Source organism: Nocardioides sp. LML1-1-1.1 (assembly GCF_040676175.1).
Taxonomy (GTDB): Bacteria; Actinomycetota; Actinomycetes; order Propionibacteriales; family Nocardioidaceae; genus Nocardioides.
Genome location: NZ_JBEGHK010000003.1, coordinates 302,456 through 321,121 on the forward strand (window position 1 = coordinate 302,456; position 18,666 = coordinate 321,121).

Genomic DNA, 18,666 nt, shown 5'->3' on the forward strand with positions numbered 1-18,666 from the left:
CCATGAGCCGGCGGCGCGGGATCCTGCTCGCCGTCGGCGGGGCGCTCCTCGTCGTCGCCGTCGTGGGCGGCCTCGTCTTCCAGCCCTGGTTGCTCTTCGTCGACCAACGCGTCGACGAGGCCGATGACGCCAGCGCCGTGGTCGGCACGGCCAGTGGCGGGCTCAGCGACACCGCTGTCCCCACGGCCGGGGCGAGCGGTCCGACCCGCGTCGTCCTGGCCGCGGGCGACTTCGTCGACGCCGAGCACGGCACGACCGGACGCGCGACGATCTTCCGCCGCAGCGACGGCACCCGCTTCCTGCGCATCACCGGCCTCGACACCTCGAACGGCCCGGACCTGCACGTGTGGCTCACCGACCGGCCCAGCGGCGGCGCCTGGGGCAGCTACGACGACGGTGCCCACGTCCGGCTCGGCGAGCTCAAGGGCAACCAGGGCGACCAGAGCTATCCGGTGCCGAAGGGCGCCGATCTCGCCCGGATGCGGCCGGTGGTCATCTGGTGCGACCGGTTCGACGTGGCGTTCGGAACCGCGCCGCTCGCCTGATCCGGCCGCAGTTCGGGCTAGCGTGCCCGCATGGAGCTGTCCGACGACGCTGCCCAGGGGTCCATGCCGAGCGCGCGCCGCGGCCGGTCGATCGTGGTCGACGGCTGGTTCGCCAGCCACGCCGACGCCGGCACGCCGGGCCCGCACCTGCGGCTGCGCGCCTCCGACCTCGAGGAGCTCGTCGTCCGCACCGACCAGGTGCCGCTGCTGTGCGCCCTGCTGCAGGCGGTCGCCGAGAAGACCGACGCCCAGTGGGCGGTCGACGGCGAGGAGTACGCCGAGACGGTCGTCCGCCGGTCGCCCGACCCCCAGGACCCGGAGGTCGAGCGGGCCGCCGCGCTCGACCGGCTGCGGTTCGCGGCGGCGGTCGGCGAGCAGGCCGAGGAGGTGCTCGCACTGGTCCGTGCGGCCGAGAGCACCGACGAGGCGGTCGATGCGGTCGCCGCCCTGCTCGACACCGATCCGGTGCAGGTGCTCGGCCGCCTGGCGCGCTTCAACCTGCTCGGGCTGACCAGGCCGGCGGTGCAGCGGCGCACGCAGCTGCTGGCCGGCGAGGACTGAGCGGTGCAGCACCTGCGGATCACCTCGCCGGGCGCCCTCACCCCGGCCGTCCTCGACCTGCTGCGCGCGGACCCGGCGGTCACCGGCCTCACCTGCGTCCACGGTGCCGCACTGCGCCCGGAGGGCGACCTGGTGGAGGCGGACCTGCCCCGCGAGGCGGTCAACGAGGTCGTGGACGGGCTGCGGGCGATCGGCGTGCACCGCGAGGGCTCCGTGCACGTCGTACCGGTGGCGACCTGGACCTCCCAGCCCGCCCACGACGCCGAGCGGGAGACCCCGGGCTCCTCCGCCGACGCGGTCGTGTGGGCCGAGGTGACCCAACGCGCCTTCGACGAGTCCGAGCTGAACTGGACCTACCTGACGTTCATGACGCTGGCCACCCTCATCGCCAGCATCGCGATCGTCCTGGACTCCCAGGTCCTGGTGATCGGCGCGATGGTGCTCGGCCCGGAGTTCGTGCCGGTCGCGGCCCTCGGCCTCGCGCTCGTACGGCGCCGCCCGGCCCTGCTGCGCCATGCCGTCCGCGCGCTGGTGGTCGGCTTCGTGGTCGCCATCGTCGCGGTGACCCTCGCCGCCCTCGTCGCCCGCGGGCTGGGCTGGGTGAGCGCCGACGACGTGACCGCGCCACGGCCGGCCACCGCCTTCATCTACACCCCCGACAAGTGGTCGTTCGTCGTCGCCGTGGTGGCGGCCGCTGCCGGCGTCCTCTCGCTCACCTCGGCCAAGGTCGGCGGGCTGTCGGGAGTCTTCATCTCGGTCACCACCATCCCCGCGGCCGGGAACGTCGCTTTGGGACTGGCGTTCGGGCTCGGCGACGAGGTGCGGGGCAGCGCCCTGCAGCTGCTGTTGAACATCGCCGGGATGGCGGTCGCCGGCTGGCTGACCCTCGCCTTCCAGCAGGCGGTCTGGCGGCGGGCCTCCGAACGCCGGGCCCGGCTCGTCGCCCGGTTGCGGCACCGGGGGACCTGACCACCGCAGGTTGGCAGTCCCTCGACGGCGACTGTCCGGATCTCCCTGGTCCACCCAGCTGGCGCTCCGCGAGGATGTCCGCCATGACCACCGAGCGCGCCACGATCGAGCCCGACACCAAGGACTGGACCTGGGTGCTGGAGACGAGCTGCCCCGACTGCGGCTTCGAGCCGGGCGCCGTCGACCGCGCCACGCTCGGCGCGGCGATCCGCGAGGACGCCGACTTCTGGACCCGTGTGCTCGACGACCCGCGTGCCGGCAGCCGCCCGGCGCCGGCGGTCTGGTCGCCGACGGAGTACGCCTGCCACGTCCGCGACGTGCACCGCGTCTTCGCCGGCCGGGTCGAGCGGCTGCTCACCGAGGACGACCCGCTCTTCGACAACTGGGACCAGGACGAGACCGCCGTCGCCGAGCGCTACGACCTGCAGCGCGCGGCCGGCGTCCGTCCCGATCTCGTCGCCGCCGCCGAGGCCGTCGCGGGCTGGTACGACCGCGTCGACGACGACCAGTGGGAGCGGCCCGGACGCCGCAGCAACGGCAGCCTCTTCACCGTCGAGACGCTGGGCCGCTACCACCTGCACGACCTGGTGCACCACCGCTGGGACGTCCGGTGGATCATGGCCGGGTGAGGCACACGGAGTTCTGGGCGCGGATGGAGCAGCACCTGGGCGCCTCCTACGCGCGGTCGTGGGCCGCGCAGCAGGTGATGTCCGAGCTCGACGGCCGGACCCCGCAGGAGGCGCTCGACGCCGGCGTCGCGCCCAAGCAGGTGTGGCGGGCGGTGTGGACCGCGCTCGACCTGCCGGACAGCGAGCGGTGAGCATCCAGCGTCGTACCGTCCGGGTGCTGGCGGTCACCCAGGCGTTCGGTGCCGTCGGCATCACCATCGGCGTCGCGACGGCCTCGTTGCTGGCCCGCGACCTGTCCGGCTCCGAGACGCTGTCGGGGCTCGCCCAGACCGCGCAGGTCCTCGGTGCCGCGGTGATCTCCTTCCTGCTCGCTCCGTTGATGGCCCGGCGCGGGCGGCGGGCCGGGCTGATGACCGGGTACGTCGTGGGCGCCACCGGCGGCCTGCTCGCGGTCCTCGCCGGGGCGGTCGGCTCGATGGCGCTGCTGCTCGTGGGGGCGGTCCTGCTGGGGGCCGCGACGGCGGCCAACAGCGCCGCGCGGTACGCCGCCACCGACCTCGCCACCGACGAGACCCGTGCCCGCTCGCTGTCCCTGGTCGTGTGGGCGACCACGATCGGGGCCGTTGCCGGGCCCAACCTCACCGGTCCCGCGGGCGCCTTCGCCGACACGGTCGGGATCCCCGAGCTGACCGGGCCGTTCGCGCTCGGGGCGATGGGGATGCTGCTCGCGGCGGTCGTGGTGGCCGTGCTGCTCCGGCCCGACCCGCTCCTGCTGGCCCAGGAGCGCGCTGCGGCCGACACGGAGGCGGGGCTCCGGGCCGTCGTACCGGTGACCGGGTCGTCGTGGTCGCGGGCGATCGCGGCCGTCCGCGAGCGGCCGGTGCTCGGCCACGCCATCGGCGGGCTCGCCCTGACCCACGCCACGATGATCGGCGTGATGGTGATGACGCCGCTGCACATGGAGCACGGCGGCTCGGGCCTGGAGGTCATCGGGATCGTCATCAGCGTGCACGTGCTCGGCATGTTCGCCTTCTCGCCGGTCGTGGGCCTGCTCGCCGACCGGTTCGGCCGGCCGCCGGTGCTCGGCGCCGGGGGAGCGGTCCTCCTGGTCGCGCTGCTGCTGTGCGCCTCCGCGCCCACGGGGATGTCCTGGCAGGTCACCGCCGGCCTGTTCCTGCTCGGCCTCGGCTGGTCGCTCGCGATGGTGTCGGCCTCCACGATGGTCGCCGAGCACGCCCCGCTGGAGGCGCGCACGGACGTCCAGGGCGCCTCCGACCTCGTCATGGGCGTCACGGCCGCGGTGGCCGGCGCGCTCGCCGGCGTGATCGTCGGCGCGGCCGACTACCCCGCCCTCGCCCTGGCCAGCCTCGTGCTCGTCGTAGGGGTGCTGGGCACGGCGCTGCGGGCGGCCGGCGCGGTGGGCGCGGCGACACGCCGTACCGCCTGACCGGCTTTCGAACACCTGTTCGTTAACGTGAGCCCCACGACGGTCCACCCACCGTCCACAGGTACGACGCTCGCACGGGTTCTCCACAACAGGCACGGCTGACCAGGCTTTGTGTCGGACCCCCGTCATAGCGTCGCCGACGTACCTGGCTCACCACTCACAAAGGACAAGGCACATGGCTGGAGACGACCGGCAGAAGGCGCTGGAGACGGCGCTGCTCGGCATCGAGAAGCAGTACGGCAAGGGTTCGGTCATGCGCCTCGGCGACGACTCGCGCGCCCCTCTCGACGTGATCCCGACCGGAGCGATCGCCCTCGACGTCGCCCTCGGCATCGGCGGGCTGCCGCGCGGCCGGGTCGTGGAGATCTACGGTCCCGAGTCGAGCGGCAAGACCACGGTCGCCCTGCACGCGGTCGCCTCCGCCCAGGCCGCCGGCGGCATCGTTGCGTTCATCGACGCCGAGCACGCGCTCGACCCGGACTACGCGAAGGCCCTCGGCGTCGACACCGACGCCCTCCTGGTCTCCCAGCCCGACTCTGGTGAGCAGGCGCTGGAGATCGCGGACATGCTGATCCGCTCCGGCGCCCTCGACCTGATCGTCATCGACTCCGTCGCGGCGCTGGTGCCCCGGGCCGAGATCGAGGGCGAGATGGGCGACAGCCACGTCGGCCTCCAGGCGCGCCTGATGAGCCAGGCGCTGCGCAAGATGACCGGTGCCCTCAACCAGTCCAAGACGACGGCGATCTTCATCAACCAGCTCCGCGAGAAGATCGGCGTCATGTTCGGCTCCCCGGAGACCACCACCGGTGGCCGGGCGCTGAAGTTCTACTCCTCCGTGCGCCTCGACGTACGACGCATCGAGACCCTCAAGGACGGCACCGACATGGTCGGCAACCGGACCCGGGTCAAGGTCGTGAAGAACAAGGTGGCCCCGCCGTTCAAGCAGGCCGAGTTCGACATCATGTACGGCAAGGGCATCTCCCGCGAGGGTGGACTCATCGACGTGGGTGTCGAGGCGGGCCTCGTCCGCAAGGCCGGTGCCTGGTACACCTACGAGGGCGACCAGCTCGGCCAGGGCAAGGAGAACGCCCGTGGCTTCCTCAAGGACAATCCGGACCTGGCCAACGAGCTGGAGAAGAAGATCCTCGAGAAGCTCGGCGTCACCCCCACCGTCGACGGCGACGTCGACGACCTCTCCGACGAGCCCATCGGCGTCGATAGCTTCTGACGGGCCGAGCGTGTCGCTCGTTCCTCGCATCACGCTGCCGGCCGCGCGGTTGGCTGGCGAGGAGTCGCGTCCGCGCGGCGGCAAGCCTGCCGCCACGCGGGGACGCCGATTCCTCGGCGTCCCCGCGTCGGGCGGCTCTCGGAGTAGGTGCTGTCCGGAAGGGATCGGGGCTGCGCCGACGCCGGACGGGGTGCTGCTCGCCGGCGCCTCGGGGTGCCGTCGGCTCGTGCGACAGGTGTCCGTCACGAACGCAGACCAGGGCCGACGGCGGGGTCCCCGTCGAAGCCGCCGAGCAGCACGGCGGCAGGCGGCGGCGACGCCCGGACCCGAGCCTGGAGCGCCGACCCCCGCGCGGTCGAGTGCTGCGGGGGCCGTACGTCGACGGCGGCGGACGGGGTGCTGCTCGCCGGCGCCTCGGGGTGCCGTCGGCACGCGAACGAGTTGCCCGTCCCGAGCAGGGCCGGGGCCGACGGCGGGGTCCCCGCCGAAGCCGCCGAGCAGCGCCTCGGCAGGCGGCGGCGACGCCCGGACCCGAGCCTGGAGCGCCGACCCCCGCGCGGTCGAGTGCTGCGGGGGCCGTACGTCGACGGCGGCGGACGGGGTGCTGCTCGCCGGCGCCTCGGGGTGCCGTCGGCACGCGAACGAGTTGCCCGTCCCGAGCAGGGCCGGGGCCGACGGCGGGGTCCCCGTCGAAGCCGCCGAGCAGCGCCTCGGCAGGCGGCGGCGACGCCCGGAGTCCCGAGCGTGGAGCACCCCGACAGGCGCCGACGGCGCCGGATCAGCCGCCACGACCAGCCAGCCCTGAGCGAGAAGGAGACCAGCGATGCCCCGACGCGCAGCAGAGCCACCCGCCGATGCCCCCGGTGACGAGGCCGACCCCGAGTCGGTGGCCCGCAAGATCCTGCTCGACCAGCTGAGCATGACGGCCCGCAGCCGCCGCGAGCTGGAGGAGCGGCTGGCCCGCAAGGACGTGCCCGAGGAGGTGGCGACCCGCCTGCTCGACCGGTTCGAGGAGGTCGGCCTGGTCGACGACGAGGCGTTCGCACGCTCGTGGGTCGACAGCCGGCAGCGCACCCGCGGCCTCGCGCGGACCGCGCTGGCGGTCGAGCTGCGCCGCAAGGGCATCGCCGACGAGACCGCGCGCACGGTGCTCGCCGAGGTCGACCCGGACGAGGAGAAGGCGGCGGCCCGGGTCCTGGTCCGCAAGAAGCTGCGCAGCATGCGCGGGCTCGACGAGCAGGTCGCCGTGCGCCGGCTGGTCGGCATGCTGGCCCGCAAGGGGTACGGCGCCGGGCTGGCCTACGCCGTCGTCCGCCAGGAGCTGGCGCTGCAGGACGACCCGGACGCCGACTGCTGACCGACGCGGGGGAGTGGCGCACAATGTCCGCGTGACCACGGACGCCACCCCCGCCGCAGCTCCCGAGCGCGAGATCCTCACCTACGACCTCTTCGGCACCGCGGTGCGCGACCTCGCGCGGCAGGTGGTCGACGACGGCTTCGAGCCCGACATCGTGCTCGCGATCGCCCGCGGTGGGCTGGGACTGGCGATGGGCCTGGGCTACGCGCTGGACGTGAAGAACCTGTCGGCGGTCAACGTGGAGTTCTACACCGGTGTCGACCAGCGCCTCGACGTGCCGATGATGCTGCCGCCGACGCCGGCGGCGATCGACCTGACCGGGATGAAGGTGCTGATCGCCGACGACGTGGCCGACACGGGCAAGACGCTCGAGGTGGTGCGCGACTTCTTCGCCGACCACGTGGCGGAGGCGCGGACGGCGGTGATCTACGAGAAGCCGTGGACGGTGATCAAGCCGGAGTACGTGTGGCGTCGTACAGATGCGTGGATCGACTTCCCGTGGTCCTCGCAGCCGCCACTGGTGGACCGCCGGGGCGGCCTGGCCCACTAGTCTCGCGGCATGAGCGCGTTCCCCCTCTCGGACCTGACGGCCGGCCTGCGGATCGAGCCGGGCAGCCCGGTCGACCTCGCGGCGATCGAGACCGACGCCGCGCCGGGCTTCGACGGCAACAAGGCCGCCGGCGAGAAGGCGCTGCTGGCGCTGGCGCCGGAGCTGGAGGAGCTGCAGGAGCGGCTGTTCGCGCAGGGCAAGGCCGACGGGCGTCGGTCGATCCTGCTGGTGCTGCAGGGCATGGACACCTCCGGCAAGGGTGGGACGCTGCGCTCGACGGTCGGTCTGGTGGACCCGCAGGGGGTGCGGATCACCTCGTTCAAGGCGCCGACGGAGGAGGAGCGCAAGCACGACTTCCTCTGGCGGATCACCAAGGCGCTGCCTCCCGTGGGACTGATCGGGGTCTTCGACCGCTCTCACTACGAGGACGTGCTGATCGCTCGTGTGCGTGCGCTGGCGCCGCCTGAGGAGATCGAGCGCCGCTACGACGCCATCAATGCCTGGGAGGCGGAGCTGGCCGACTCCGGGGTGACCGTCATCAAGTGCATGCTGCACATCTCCGCCGCCGAGCAGAAGAAGCGTCTGCTGGCGCGGCTCGACGACCCGACCAAGTTCTGGAAGTACAACCCCGGCGACGTGGACGAGCGGGAGCAGTGGCCGGCGTACCAGGAGGCGTACCGGATCGCCATCGAGCGCACCAACACGAAGGTGGCGCCGTGGCACGTGGTCCCCGCGGACAAGAAGTGGTTCCGCAACCTCGCGATCGGCAGCCTGCTGCTCGACGCGCTGCGCTCCTTCGACCTGTCCTGGCCGGAGGCGGACTTCGACGTCGAGCACGAGAAGCAGCGCCTGCTCGACGAGAAGCCGCTGTGATCGCGCGATGAGCGGACTGGAGCAGGTCCGGGTCACCCGGTACGTCACGCCGCTGCGCGAGGGCGGCAGCCTGCCCGGCATCGTCGAGGCCGACGACCTGGGGACCTACGTGTGCAAGTTCCGCGGTGCCGGCCAGGGGCCGCGGGTCCTCGTCGCGGAGGTGATCGTCGCCGGCCTGGCTCGACTCCTCGACATCCCGACGCCGGACCAGGTGGTGCTCGACCTGGACCCGCAGATCGCCCGCTACGAGGCGGACGAGGAGGTCCAGGACCTGCTCAACGCCAGTGCGGGCCTCAACCTGGGCATCGACTTCCTGCCCGGCTCGTTCGGCTACGACCCGACGACCGAGCCCGATCCCGCGCTGGCGGGGCGTGTGCTGTGGCTCGACGCGTTCACCGCGAACGTCGACCGGAGCTGGCGCAACCCCAACCTGCTGGTGTGGCGCGACACCTTGCAGGCGATCGACCACGGCGCCTCGCTCTACTTCCACCACTCCTGGCCCGGCGGGCCGGGCGACCCGGAGCGCTTCGCCCGGCAGCCGTACGACGTGAGCGAGCACGTGCTGCGCGCCTACGCCGACAGCGCCCGCGCCCAGGACGAGCAGCTCGCCGCGCGGCTGGACGACGCCGCGCTCACCGCGGTGCTGGCCGACGTGTGCGACGACTGGTTCGAGCCGGCGCCAGGCGCGGAGACCCCCGACGCCCTCCGGGAGCGGTATGTCGCCTTCCTCGCGGCACGGCGCGACGGCGGCCGCCCGTGGCTTCCGCCGGCGGGGGCCGACGCGTGAGCCCCTACCAGTACGTCGTCCTGCGCTGCGTCCCGCGCGTGGAGCGCGAGGAGTTCGTCAACGTCGGCGTGGTGCTCCACTGCCCCGACGCGGACTTCCTCGGGGTGCGCTCCGCGGTCGACCCGGACCGCATCCGGGCGCTGCACGCCGAGGCGGACATCGCGCGGGTGGAGGCGGCGTTGGTCGCGGTCGAGCGGGTGTGCAGCGGTGAGGCGCACACCGGCTTCGGCGTGGGGGTGCGCGCGACGGCGTACGGCTCCCGGGAGGCGAAGGACGACGCCAGCACCCGGTTCGGCTTCCTCAAGGCGCCGCGCAGCACGGTCCTCCAGCCCGGCCCGGTCCACGGTGGCGTCACCGCGGACCCGGCCGGCACGCTGGAGCGGCTGCTCGAGACGCTGGTGCTCTGAGGCGCACCTGGCACAGGAAACATGGTCCGGGCACACCGAATTCCGTGTGCCCGGATCAGGTTTCACCACCTAGGTGGTGAAACCTGATCAGACCGGCACGAGCTCGACCGCGCCGACGGCGTACCGGGCCAGGATGGTCCGGGCGATCTCCGGGTGCGCGCCGAGCGGCTCGGAGACGGCGACGGCACCGGCCTCGACCGCGAGCTCGGCGGCGCGGTCGACCAGGCTGCCGGGGGCGAGGAAGAGCGAGGCGACGGCGATGTGCCGGCGGCCCTCGGCGCGGAAGGCGCGCACGGCCTCGCCGGTGGCCGGCGGGGCGGAGGTGGCGTACGCCGCGGTCACGGGCAGGCGGTGGTGCGCGCCCCAGAGCCGGGCGAGCCGGGCGACGGCTTGGTTGGCGAGCGGGTCGGTCGTGCCGGCGGCGGCCAGCACGAGCGCGTCCAGCTCACGGACCCGGGCGTCGCGCAGCGCCTCGCGCAGGCGCTCGTCGAGCACCTCCAGGAAGCGCGCCTCCAGGCCGAGCACCTCGGTCGCGCGGATCTGCAGACCGGGGTGGCGGGTGGTGGCCTCGGCGATCAGCTCCGGTACGTCGACCTTCGCGTGGAAGGCCTCGACCAGCAGCAGCGGCACGACGACGATCTCGTCGAAGCCGGCCTTGGCCAGCCGGTCGACGACCGTCTGGAAGCCGGGCTTCGAGAGGTCGAGGAACGCCTTCTCGATGCGCAGGTCCGGGCGCAGCGCCTTGGTCGCGTCGACCAGAGCGGACACCGTGGCGGCAGAGCGCGGGTCGCGACTGCCGTGGGCCAGGGCGATGAGTGCGGGAGCAGCCATCAGGAGTTACCCCTTCCATCCCTGATGCGGTCATCCGGTGACGTCGCTGTCACGAGTGGATGCCGCATTCGGTCTTGTTGGTGCCTGCCCAGCGGCCGCTGCGCGGGTCCTCGCCGGGGGCGACCCGGCGGGTGCACGGCGCGCAGCCGATGGACGGGTAGCCGTCGTAGGTCAGCGGGTTGACGAGGACACCGTTCTCGGCGATGTAGGTCTCGACCTGCTCGTCGCTCCAGCGGGCGATGGGGGAGACCTTGACCTTCTGCTTCTTGGCGTCCCAGCCGATCACGGGGGCGATCACCCGGTTGTGCGTCTCGGCGCGGCGCAGGCCGGTGGCCCAGGCGTCGTACTGCGACAGCGAGTCGGCCAGCGGCTTCACCTTGCGCAGCGCGCAGCACAGGTCGGGGTCGCGCTTGTAGAGCTCGGGGCCGTACGCCGCGTCCTGCTCGGCGACCGTCTGCACGGGCGTGATCGAGATCAGGTTGACGTTCATCGTGGCCTCGACCGCGTCGCGGGTGCCGATGGTCTCGACGAAGTGGTAGCCGGTGTCGAGGAAGACCACGTCGACGCCGGGCACGACCTTCTGCGCGAGGTGCGCGAGGACGGCGTCGCCCATGGAGGAGGTGATGCAGAAACGGTCGCCGAAGGTGGCCGCGGCCCACTCGATGATGACCTCGGCGGGGGCGAGCTCCAGCTCGGCGCCCCAGTGGGAGACCAGCTCACGCAGCTCCTCGGGGGAGCGGCCTTCGGTGTGGGTGCCACGGAAGCTCCGGGCACGCGCGGTGGCGGGGGCAGTCATCAGGCACCTCCTTCTCGTTCGGTTCGGGTGTCAGGGGTGAGGCCGAGCAGCTCGACCTTGAAGGCCCGGCGACACCCTCGGCATTCCCATCCGGCCGGCTCGTGCGGCCACAGGTCGGTCTCGCCGCAGTACGGGCAGTGGTAGGGCACTGCCCGCGACGACACCGACTCCTCCGACATCAGACGGACTCCAGCGCCTTCTCGCCGCGCAGCAGGGCCTCGTCGGCGCGGTGCACCCACGCGTCGAAGGCCTCACCCTCGGTGCGGTCGGCGAGGTAGTTGGTCACCACCGTGGAGATGTAGTCGTCCAGTCCCTTGCTGGTGACCTTGTGGGCGCGCAGCTTGCGGCCGAAGTTCGAGCGCAGGCCGGTCGCGCCGCCCAGGTGCACCTGGAAGCCCTCGACCTGGTCGCCGTTCTCGTCGACGACGAGCTGGCCCTTGAGGCCGAAGTCGGCGACCTGGGTGCGGGCGCAGGCATTGGGGCAGCCATTGACGTTGACCGTGATCGGCGTGTCCAGGTCGGGGAAGCGCTTCTCCAGCTCGGTCACCAGGTTGCGTGCGCGCTCCTTGGTGTCGACGATCGCCAGCTTGCAGAACTCGATGCCGGTGCAGGCCATCGTGTTGCGGCGCCAGGCCGACGGGCGGGCCGTCAGGCCGATCTCGTCCAGGCCGTCGAGGAGCGCGTCGAGGACGGCCGGCTCGACGCCGATCAGCACGATCTTCTGGTACGCCGTGAGGCGGGCCCCGGCGACGCCGTGCTCGTCCATCAGCGCGGCGAGCCGGACCAGCGCGGTGCCGGAGATCCGTCCCGCGGAGGGGGCGACGCCGACGTACAGCTTGCCGTCCTTCTGCTCGTGCACGCCGACGTGGTCGCGGTGACCGACGGGCGACTCGGGGGAGGCGAGGGTCTCCAGCTTCTTGCCGAGGTACTCGTTCTCCAGGACCTCGCGGAACTTGTCGGTCCCCCAGTCGGCGACGAGGAACTTCAGCCGGGCACGCGAGCGCAGCCGGCGGTAGCCGTAGTCGCGGAAGATCCCCGCGACACCGGCCCACACGTCGGGGACCTCGTCGAGCGGGATCCACACGCCGAGCTTCTGCGCGAGCATCGGGTTGGTCGACAGGCCGCCGCCGACCCAGACGTCGAACCCCGGGCCGTGCTCGGGGTGGACGGTGCCGACGAAGGAGACGTCGTTGGTCTCCGGCGACACGTCGTGGCTGGGGTGGCCGGTGACGGCGGTCTTGAACTTGCGGGGGAAGTTCGAGAAGTCCTTGTTGCCGATGAAGCGGCGCTCGATCTCCTGCAGCGCGGGCGTGCCGTCGATGATCTCGTCCTTGGCGACGCCGGCGACCGGCGAGCCGAGGAAGGGGCGCGGCGAGTCGCCGCAGGCCTCGGTCGAGTGCAGCCCGACCGCGTCGAGGCGCTCCCAGATCTCCGGGACGTTCTCGATCTCGATCCAGTGGTACTGGATGTTCTGCCGGTCGGTCACGTCCGCGGTGTCGCGGGCGAAGTCGACGCCGATCTCACCGAGCGCGCGGACGGCGGCGGGGGAGAGCAGCTTGCCGTCGGAGCGGACCCGCAGCATGAAGTAGCGGTCGTCCAGCTCCTCCTCCTCCATCGAGCCGGTGCGGCCGCCGTCGATGCCGGGCCGGCGCTGGGTGTAAAGGCCCATCCACCGGAACCGGCCGCGCAGGTCGGCGGGATCGATGGAGTCGAAGCCGCGCTTGGAGTAGGTGTAGAGGATGCGGTCCCGCACGTTGAGCGGGTCGTCGTCCTTCTTGGACTGCTCGTTCTTGTTCAGCGGCTCGGTGTAGCCGAGCGCCCACTGGCCTTCCGCGCGGCGGGGCCGCGGGATCTCGGTGAACTTGGCCGGTTCGGGCTTGAAGCGCAGGTCGGGCATGCGGAGAGGAGGTCCTTCGCTGATGGGCGCGCTGGGGAGTCAGTCAGGCGCGCGGCTCGGGTGGATGCGGCGGCAACGTCAGCGGGGCCAACACATCATGCTGCGCGTGCGCCCGAAGTCCACGTGGCGTCGAACCACGAGGTGCGCATGGGTGGCAGCAGTGACCATGTCAAGAAGTCTCATCCTTCGGACGCGCCACCATCAAATCTGAATCTCATGATGTGGACGTCAGTCTCATCTTTCGGAACGGGTGGCCGTGATCTCCCCGTGATCAGGCGGGCGCTGCGATGCACGTCACACGAGGCGGGGCCTGTCACCCCACCAGCGGAGGCAGTGCACCGGCGGGCGCGAGACACCCCCGGGCGCACCACTACGCTGGTGCCCATGAGCGACAACTCCCTCAACGGCGAACTCGTCAGCAGCGCCTACCGCCAGGCGCTCGAGGTCATCTCCACCGTCGAGCCCCGGATCGCGGACGCGACCCGCCAGGAGCTCGCCGACCAGCGCGCCTCGCTCAAGCTCATCGCCAGCGAGAACTACGCCTCGCCGGCCGTGCTGCTGACCATGGGCACCTGGTTCAGCGACAAGTACGCCGAGGGCACCGTCGGGCACCGCTTCTACGCCGGCTGCCAGAACGTCGACACGGTCGAGTCGCTCGCCGCCGAGCACGCCCGCGAGCTGTTCGGCGCGCAGTACGCCTACGTCCAGCCGCACTCCGGCATCGACGCCAACCTCACGGCGTACTGGGCGATCCTCGCCCACCGCGTCGAGGGGCCGTGGCTCCAGGACGCGGGCGTGAAGAACATGAACGACCTCTCCGACGCCGACTGGGAGAAGCTGCGCCACGAGCTCGGCAACCAGCGCCTGCTCGGGATGAGCCTCGACACCGGCGGCCACCTCACCCACGGCTTCCGGCCGAACATCAGCGGCAAGATGTTCCACCAGCAGCAGTACGGCACCGACCCGGAGACCGGGCTGATCGACTACGCCGCCCTGCGCGCCAAGGCGAAGGAGTTCAAGCCGCTCATCCTGGTCGCGGGCTACTCGGCGTACCCGCGCCGGGTGGACTTCGCCAAGATGCGCGAGATCGCCGACGAGGTCGGCGCCACGCTCATGGTCGACATGGCGCACTTCGCGGGCCTGGTGGCCGGCAAGGTGTTCACCGGCGACGAGGACCCGATCCCGCACGCGCACGTCGTCACCAGCACCTCGCACAAGTCGCTGCGCGGCCCGCGCGGTGGCTTCATCCTCGCCACCGAGGAGTACGCCCCCTCCGTCGACCGCGGCTGCCCGATGGTCCTCGGCGGCCCGCTCTCGCACGTGATGGCCGCCAAGGCCGTCGCCTTCGCCGAGGCGCGCACCCCGGAGTTCCGCAGCTACGCCCAGGCGGTCGCCGACAACGCCAAGACCCTCGCCGAGGGGCTGCAGCGCCGCGGCACCAAGCTCGTCACCGACGGCACCGACAACCACATCGTGCTGCTCGACGTGTCGTCCTTCGGGCTGACCGGTCGCCAGGCCGAGTCCGCGCTGCTCGACGCCGGCGTCGTCACCAACCGCAACTCGGTCCCCGCCGACCCGAACGGCGCCTGGTACACCTCCGGCATCCGGATCGGCACCCCCGCGCTCACCAGCCGCGGCTTCGGTGCGGACGAGTTCGACGCGGTCGCCGACCTCATCGTGCACGTCCTGCAGAACACCGAGGCCGGTACGACGTCCGCGGGCGCGCCGTCCAAGGCGTCCTACGTGCTCGGCGAGGGTGTGGCCGACAAGGTCCGCGCGGCGTCGGCGGAGCTGCTCGACAAGCACCCGCTCTACCCGGGCCTGGACCTCTCCTGACTCACCTCCGCCACGCGTAGCTGACCTCGGGCCGGCCGCCGCCGGTGCCGTAGCGCACCCCACGCACGGCCAGCCCCTGGTCGGCGAGGTGCTCGAGGTAGCGCCGCGCCGTCACCCGGGACGCCCCGACCACGCCCGCGACCTCGGTCGCCGAGAGCTCCTCGGTGGCCTCGCGCAGCGCGGCCGTCACCGCGCGCAGGGTCTCCGCGCTCATCCCCTTGGGCAGCGGGGCGCTGCCGGCCGGCCGCAGCGAGCCGAGGAGCTGGTCGACCTCGTCCTGGACCACCTCGGCGGGCGCGGCGTCGAGGCGGGCCCGGAACTCGGCGTACTGCTCCAGCTTGGCGCGGAAGGTCGCGAACGTGAACGGCTTGAGCAGGTAGAGCACCACTCCCTGCACCACTGCCTGGCGCACCACCTTGGTGTCGCGCGCGGCGGTCACGGCGATCACGTCGCACAGGTGGCCCGCCCCGCGCAGCGCGGTGAGCAGGCCGAGACCGTGCCCGTCGGGCAGGTGCATGTCGAGCAGGACCAGGTCGACCGGCTCGCCGGCGGCCTGTGCCGCCTCCAGCGCTCGGACCGCGTCGCGGGCCGAGCGGGCGACCCCGGCCAGGGTGAAGCCCGGCACCCGCTCGACGTACGACGCGTGCGCCTCCGCCGCCAACGCCTCGTCCTCCACGACCAGCACTCGCACGCTCATCCGGGCGCCCCCATCGTGACCGTGAACCGGGCGCCGCCCAGCTCGGAGCGCCCGAGCTCGACGTCGCCGCCGTGACGACGGGCGACCTGCACGACCAGGGCCAGGCCGAGGCCGCGCCCGGTGCCCGGCTCGGCCTTGGTGGTCCAGCCGCGGTCGAGCACGCGCGAGGCGTCGGCCTCGCCGAGCCCCGGCCCACTGTCATCGACCTGCACCCGGACAAGGTCGCCGGCGCCGGAGAGCCGGACGTCGACGCGCCGGGTCTCGGCGTCCGCCAGCGCGTCGAAGGCGTTGTCGACCAGGTTGCCGAGCACGGTGACCAGGTCGCGGGGTGGGACCCCCGCCTGGGCCGGCAGCGCGCCGGTGATCCGCAGCTCGACGCCCTGCTCGGCCGCCTCGGCCGACTTGCCGAGCAGGAGCGCGGCGACGACCGGGTCGTCGACGGCGCCGACGACCTCGTCGGTGAGCAGCTGGGCGACCTGGAGCTCCTCGGTGGCGAAGTCGACGGCCTCCTGGGGGCGGCCCATCTCGATGAGGGACACCACGGTGTGCAGCCGGTTGGCGGACTCGTGGTTCTGCGAGCGCAGCGACTCGGTGAGCCGGCGGACCACCTCGAGCTCGCCGGTCACCGAGCGCAGCTCGGTGTGGTCGCGCAGGGTCACGACCGAGCCGACGTCGCGCCCGTCCCAGCGTGCCGGCGCGGTGGAGACGACCAGGATCCGCTCGCCGGCGAGGTAGAGGTCGTCGGACTCCGCGGTGCGCCCGCGCGCGGCGGCGACCAGCCCGGGCGCGAGGCCGAGGTCCTCGACCGGCCGGCCCACGACGTCGTCGGGCAGGGCGAGCAGCCGCCGGGCCTCGTCGTTGACGAGCTGGACCCGGCCCTGGCCGTCGAGCAGCAGCAGTCCCTCGCGCACCGAGTGCAGGACGGCGGAGTAGTACTCGTACATCCGGGCGAGCTCCTGCTCACCCAACCCGTGGGTGACCCGGTGCAGCCGGCGGGCGAGCAGGCCGGCGCCGAGCAGGCCGACCAGGAGCACCAACCCTCCGCACAGCACCACGACGGTCACGTCGCGGCGCAGCCCCCGGTTGATGTCGCTGACGGTGATCCCGACCGAGACCAGCGCGACCACCCGCCCCCCGTCCCGCACCGGTACGACGGAGCGCACCGAGGGCCCCAGCGTCCCGGTCGACTGCTCGGTGAAGACCAGGCCCCGGGGCGCGCCGCCCAGGTCGCCGATGAACTTCCGCCCGATCTCGGCCGGGTCGGGGTGGGTGTAGCGGGTGCGGTCGAGCGCCATCACCACCACGAAGTCGGTGTTGGTGTCGCGGCGGACCGCCTCGGTCCACGGCTGGAGCACCGCGGTCGGGTCGCTGCCGCGCAGCGCCGCGCGGACGGTGGGGGAGTCGGCGACGGTCTGGGCGACGGCCACCGCGCGCTGGGTGGCCCGGCTGCGCGAGTCGCGGCGGGCGTCGTAGGAGGCCATCAGGATGCCGACCACGACGAGCAGCAGCACGGTGGCCACCTGCAGGAGCAGCACCCGGCGCGCGACCGAGCGGTCGCGGAGCAGGCGGGGCAGGTGCGGCACGACGCCATTCTCGCGCAGCGGCCCGACGGAAGGCGCCGTCGACTGTGGCGTGCGTCACGAACACAACGAACACAACGGTGACGACGCTCACCTCCGGCAGCACAGTTGCCGAGGACCCCGGCCGGGGCCCGGCTCCCTGACTGGAGGATCCATGAGCACCACCAGCACGCGCTCCCGCGCGACGCACTACCTCTACCTCGCGGTGATCGGCGCGGTCCTGCTCGGCATCGGCACGGGACTGCTCTTCCCGGACTTCGCCGTCGAGCTCAAGCCGCTCGGTGAGGGCTTCGTCAACCTGATCAAGATGATGATCCAGCCGATCATCTTCTGCACGATCGTGCTCGGTGTCGGTTCGGTGGCCAGCGCCGCCAAGGTCGGCCGGGTGGGCGGCCTCGCGCTCGTCTACTTCCTGGCGATGTCGACGGTCGCGCTCACCATCGGCATGGTCGTCGGCAACCTGCTGCACCCCGGCGACGGCCTGCACATCACGGCCGACGCCGCGGCCACCGCGCAGGAGAAGGCGGCCGAGGGCCACGCCGACACCACGGCGTTCCTGCTCGGCATCATCCCGACCTCCCTGTTCAGCGCGTTCACCAGCGGCAGCGTGCTGCAGACCCTCTTCGTCGCCCTGCTCGTCGGCTTCGCGCTGCAGAAGATGGGCACGAGCGCCGCGCCGATCCTCACCGTGGTCGGTCACCTGCAGCGCCTGGTCTTCCGCCTGCTCGGCATGATCATGTGGGCCGCTCCGGTCGGTGCCTTCGGCGCGATGGCGGCGGTCACCGGCCAGGGTGGCGTGGACGCCCTGAAGAGCCTCGCGGTGCTGATGATCGGCTTCTACATCACCTGCCTGCTCTTCGTCTTCGTCGTGCTCGGCCTGCTGCTGAAGGTGACCACCGGGATCAACATCTTCGTGCTGCTGCGCTACCTCGGCCGGGAGTTCCTGCTGATCCTGGCGACCTCCTCCTCGGAGTCCGCGCTGCCGCGGGCGATCGCCAAGCTGGAGCACGCGGGTGTCGACAAGACCACCGTCGGCGTGGTGGTCCCGACCGGCTACTCCTTCAACCTCGACGGCACCGCGATCTACCTGACCATGGCCTCGATCTTCATCGCCGAGGCGATCGGCAGCCCGCTGGCGATCGGCGAGCAGATCTCGCTGCTGCTGTTCATGATGATCGCGGCCAAGGGCGCGGCCGGCGTCACCGGCTCGGGCATGGCGGTCCTCGCCGGCGGCCTGCAGTCGCACCGGCCCGAGCTGGTCGACGGCGTCGGCCTCATCGTCGGCATCGACCGCTTCATGTCCGAGGCCCGGGCGCTGACCAACTTCGCCGGCAACGCCGTCGGCACCGTCCTGGTCGGCCACTGGACCGGCAGCATCGACCGGGCCAAGCTCGACCGGGTGCTCGCCGGTGACGACCCGTTCGACGAGACCACGATGGTCGGGGAGGCCGAGGCGAGCGAGCCGGAGAACCCGGTGGACCGCGCCTCGCGGGAGCCTCAGCCGGTCTGATCCACGAGGTCCAGCACCTGGCGGGCGATGGCGACCTGGTGGTCGCCGTCGCCCGTCGTGCTTCCTGCGGCGGGACGTCGAGCAGGCCGGCGACCTCCGGGCGCGAGGCGATGCAGATCACCCGGTGCTGGGCCGGTCGGGATGCCCGGGTCTCCTGCTCCGGACA

General features: G+C 72.5%; 19 protein-coding genes. 14 read left to right on the forward strand and 5 right to left on the reverse strand.

Going from position 1 to position 18,666, the window contains the following annotated elements; genetic code table 11:
- Window positions 1–2: 2 nt before the first annotated feature.
- The 12 genes from MRBLML1_RS12405 (at window position 3) to MRBLML1_RS12460 (ending at window position 9,353) form a co-directional block, all read left to right on the forward strand.
- Entirely contained in the window at window positions 3–545 is a 543-nt protein-coding gene (locus MRBLML1_RS12405; RefSeq protein WP_364516233.1) for a DM13 domain-containing protein, read from the forward strand.
- A gap of 30 nt (window positions 546–575) precedes the next feature.
- Entirely contained in the window at window positions 576–1,106 is a 531-nt protein-coding gene (locus MRBLML1_RS12410) for a hypothetical protein (protein WP_364516235.1), read from the forward strand.
- 3 nt (window positions 1,107–1,109) lie between these two features.
- On the forward strand, window positions 1,110–2,075 hold the full coding sequence (locus tag MRBLML1_RS12415; protein WP_364516237.1) for a DUF389 domain-containing protein: 966 nt from the start codon (window positions 1,110–1,112) through the stop codon (window positions 2,073–2,075).
- An 83-nt stretch (window positions 2,076–2,158) separates the two neighbouring features.
- Window positions 2,159–2,704, forward strand: a complete 546-nt coding sequence (locus MRBLML1_RS12420; RefSeq protein WP_364516239.1) for a DinB family protein — start codon at window positions 2,159–2,161, stop codon at window positions 2,702–2,704.
- Window positions 2,701–2,895, forward strand: coding sequence for a DUF3046 domain-containing protein (locus MRBLML1_RS12425; protein ID WP_364516241.1), 195 nt, complete (start codon window positions 2,701–2,703; stop codon window positions 2,893–2,895). The genes MRBLML1_RS12420 and MRBLML1_RS12425 overlap by 4 nt, the downstream gene beginning before the upstream one ends.
- On the forward strand, window positions 2,892–4,151 hold the full coding sequence (locus MRBLML1_RS12430) for an MFS transporter (protein WP_364516243.1): 1,260 nt from the start codon (window positions 2,892–2,894) through the stop codon (window positions 4,149–4,151). Before MRBLML1_RS12425 ends, MRBLML1_RS12430 begins: the two co-directional genes overlap by 4 nt.
- A 175-nt stretch (window positions 4,152–4,326) precedes the next feature.
- Complete coding sequence (gene recA, locus MRBLML1_RS12435) at window positions 4,327–5,379, forward strand: recombinase RecA (protein WP_364516245.1); 1,053 nt, start codon at window positions 4,327–4,329, stop codon at window positions 5,377–5,379.
- 823 nt (window positions 5,380–6,202) lie between these two features.
- Window positions 6,203–6,736, forward strand: coding sequence for a regulatory protein RecX (locus tag MRBLML1_RS12440; RefSeq protein ID WP_364516247.1), 534 nt, complete (start codon window positions 6,203–6,205; stop codon window positions 6,734–6,736).
- Between the two features lie 31 nt (window positions 6,737–6,767).
- A complete protein-coding gene (locus MRBLML1_RS12445) occupies window positions 6,768–7,286 on the forward strand; it encodes a phosphoribosyltransferase (protein WP_364516249.1) in 519 nt (172 codons plus the stop codon).
- A gap of 9 nt (window positions 7,287–7,295) precedes the next feature.
- The gene (locus MRBLML1_RS12450) at window positions 7,296–8,159 is read left to right on the forward strand and encodes a polyphosphate kinase 2 family protein (RefSeq protein WP_364516251.1); all 864 of its coding nucleotides are present in this window, start codon (window positions 7,296–7,298) and stop codon (window positions 8,157–8,159) included.
- A gap of 7 nt (window positions 8,160–8,166) precedes the next feature.
- Window positions 8,167–8,946 (forward strand): HipA family kinase, encoded by a 780-nt coding sequence (locus MRBLML1_RS12455; RefSeq protein WP_364516253.1) that lies wholly within the window; start codon window positions 8,167–8,169, stop codon window positions 8,944–8,946.
- Window positions 8,943–9,353: a DUF3037 domain-containing protein gene (locus tag MRBLML1_RS12460; protein WP_364516255.1), complete on the forward strand. Its 411-nt coding sequence runs from the start codon at window positions 8,943–8,945 to the stop codon at window positions 9,351–9,353. Before MRBLML1_RS12455 ends, MRBLML1_RS12460 begins: the two co-directional genes overlap by 4 nt.
- An 87-nt stretch (window positions 9,354–9,440) precedes the next feature.
- Here the strand turns inward: MRBLML1_RS12460 and MRBLML1_RS12465 are convergent, their stop codons facing one another.
- The 3 genes from MRBLML1_RS12465 to MRBLML1_RS12475 form a co-directional block, all read right to left on the reverse strand.
- Window positions 9,441–10,184 (reverse strand): sirohydrochlorin chelatase, encoded by a 744-nt coding sequence (locus MRBLML1_RS12465; protein WP_364516257.1) that lies wholly within the window; start codon window positions 10,182–10,184, stop codon window positions 9,441–9,443.
- A 49-nt stretch (window positions 10,185–10,233) separates the two neighbouring features.
- Window positions 10,234–10,980, reverse strand: a complete 747-nt coding sequence (locus MRBLML1_RS12470) for a phosphoadenylyl-sulfate reductase (protein WP_364516259.1) — start codon at window positions 10,978–10,980, stop codon at window positions 10,234–10,236.
- A gap of 178 nt (window positions 10,981–11,158) precedes the next feature.
- Complete coding sequence (locus MRBLML1_RS12475; RefSeq protein ID WP_364516261.1) at window positions 11,159–12,877, reverse strand: nitrite/sulfite reductase; 1,719 nt, start codon at window positions 12,875–12,877, stop codon at window positions 11,159–11,161.
- A 384-nt stretch (window positions 12,878–13,261) separates the two neighbouring features.
- On the opposite strand from MRBLML1_RS12475, the gene MRBLML1_RS12480 reads away from it, so the two are divergent.
- Window positions 13,262–14,713 (forward strand): glycine hydroxymethyltransferase, encoded by a 1,452-nt coding sequence (locus tag MRBLML1_RS12480; protein ID WP_364516263.1) that lies wholly within the window; start codon window positions 13,262–13,264, stop codon window positions 14,711–14,713.
- Window position 14,714: 1 nt separating this feature from the next.
- On the opposite strand, the gene MRBLML1_RS12485 is transcribed toward MRBLML1_RS12480, so the two are convergent.
- A complete protein-coding gene (locus MRBLML1_RS12485) occupies window positions 14,715–15,410 on the reverse strand; it encodes a response regulator (protein ID WP_364516265.1) in 696 nt (231 codons plus the stop codon).
- A complete protein-coding gene (locus MRBLML1_RS12490) occupies window positions 15,407–16,993 on the reverse strand; it encodes a sensor histidine kinase (RefSeq protein ID WP_364516267.1) in 1,587 nt (528 codons plus the stop codon). Before MRBLML1_RS12490 ends, MRBLML1_RS12485 begins: the two co-directional genes overlap by 4 nt.
- Before the next feature lie 151 nt (window positions 16,994–17,144).
- Here MRBLML1_RS12490 and MRBLML1_RS12495 point away from each other — a divergent pair, with 151 nt between their 5' ends.
- On the forward strand, window positions 17,145–18,500 hold the full coding sequence (locus tag MRBLML1_RS12495; protein WP_364516269.1) for a cation:dicarboxylate symporter family transporter: 1,356 nt from the start codon (window positions 17,145–17,147) through the stop codon (window positions 18,498–18,500).
- The last annotated feature ends 166 nt before the right edge of the window (window positions 18,501–18,666 follow it).